The 2074-nt window shown below is 26.1% G+C and carries 1 protein-coding gene; it reads left to right on the forward strand.

All coding sequences use genetic code 11. The features are described 5' to 3' along the window. The first annotated feature begins 273 nt into the window (after positions 1 to 273). The gene (locus AABL85_RS17355) at positions 274 to 2040 is read left to right on the forward strand and encodes a hypothetical protein (protein WP_341311020.1); all 1767 of its coding nucleotides are present in this window, start codon (positions 274 to 276) and stop codon (positions 2038 to 2040) included. Positions 2041 to 2074 lie beyond the last annotated feature (34 nt).

Genomic DNA, 2074 nt, shown 5'->3' on the forward strand with positions numbered 1-2074 from the left:
GGTGGTCACTTTCCACCGGAATGACATGGTCACTTTCTCAGGAATCTACACAAGAATCACTTTGATGCTATTTAAAACATTTCTTGATGTCATACTGTTAGTTTAGCTAAAAGGTACTACACTAACAACAGATTAAAAAAAGTTATTTTCAATTAAAAAAGGAGATACTACTCTACTAATACCTAGTATACTCATAAAACAACTAGCTTCCCTTAATTTATTAAATTTTAAAAGAAAGTATGTTATATTTTAGCTCTTATATATAATATAATTATGAGTTTTAAAATACTAGCGATACGACCATTAGAAGAAACTTCACCAGATTTATTAAAGGGATTAAAGATTAATCATGTATATAAATTCTATAGTGAATATTCATTTCGAAACGATCAAGATAAAGATGTTAATCAAGATCAAAATATAGGAATAAATCTACCTCTAAGTGAAGCTTATAAAGAAAAAGAAGAAAAAGCTAATCAAATTATTTGTAGAGTTCATTATAAAGAAGAAGTACCTACAGATTTTTATCCCAATGATATTACAATTAGCGCTATTGTTGGTAAAAATGGAAGTGGAAAAAGTAGCTTATTAGAATTGTATTACTTTGCTATATTAATACTGAGTAATAAAAATGAAATAATTGAATTAGATAAAGAACATATTAATTCATTTTTACAATGTGAATTATATATTGAAGTTATTGAAAAAAATAAAGGTGTTAATCAAAGAATTATAAAACAGATTAGAATTAAGTCTTCAAATGTTAAAGATAAAGCTCATGTAGTAGTTTCTAGAAAGGCAATTATTCCAAATAAATCTGATAAAAGTGTAGAATTTCAAAAAGAAAGCGATGAAGTAGACTTAATGATTTTTAATAATGTTTTAAACTATTCTCTTTATGGATTAAACTCTAATGTAATGCCTTGGGTTGAGGATTTATTTTGGAAAAATGACGCCTATCAAACTCCCATCACAATTAACCCCTTTAGAGATATGGGGAATATAGATATTAATAAAGAGTATCTATTAGCGCAGGCTAGAATAATACTGTATGTATATCTCTTAAAGCAAAATGTCTTTCTTGACAATATTTATTTACATGAGTTTAATGTGAAATTAGACTTTTTCAAATACCAATATGTTGAAAAAGATAAGCAGGTAAAAGAAAACTTAACAACAGAAAGAATTAAAGTATTTCTAAATCAATTAGATAAAAATAAATCAAATCAGCATTTTGAGTATTTAGTAAGAAGTATATTGTCAATCACTCAAGGAGATATAAAGCAAGATAATGCAATATTTATTAATAAATTGGGTGAGATATTTGAAAAATATAAAGATCAGTTTATAGATAATAATTCATTTGATATAAATAACGAAGAAGCAAATATTTCTTTATTAAATCACCTTTGTTTTCTTTATATCTTTAAAAAACTTAGAAAAATAACTCAAGTTTATAAGCCATATTCTAAGTATAGATTCATCTTTAATAATCCAGAATGGAAGAGTATTGTTACATTTTCAACATCTATCTATCAGAATGAACTAAGATCAGACAAGACAAAAGAAGTGTTTTTAAAGGCTAGAGAAGAGGTAATATCTCAGTTCTTAGTTTTTTTAGAGAAAGGAGAAACGAACCAAATTGGATCGCATAAAAAATTAATAACTCTTTACCTTGATAAACTTACTTTATTAAGTAGTGGTAATGAGTTATTTTATGATTCATATGGAAAAGAAGTTATAGACCTTTTTAAGTCTTTTATTTTAGATTCTTTTGAAGACATAATTGAACCAGCTTTGAGACCATATTATAATTTATTTATTAATCTCTTTGACATAGGAGTTTCTTCTAATTACACGCTTTTTAATTCAGTACGTGATTTTCTTAATAATGTTGACGAATTGTTTGTCGAACAAAGAGACTCAAATTTTATCCAATTTGCTTTTGAAAAATATATCCAAGAGCTAAAACAAGATAATAGCCATATTACATTTAAATTAAAACAAGCAATCAACTATTGTAGATTCCTGAGAAAGTGACCATGTCATTCCGGTGGAAAGTGACCACCTAAAA

The sequence above is a fragment of the Myroides odoratimimus genome, assembly GCF_038039805.1.
Classification (GTDB): domain Bacteria; phylum Bacteroidota; class Bacteroidia; order Flavobacteriales; family Flavobacteriaceae; genus Flavobacterium; species Flavobacterium odoratimimum_B.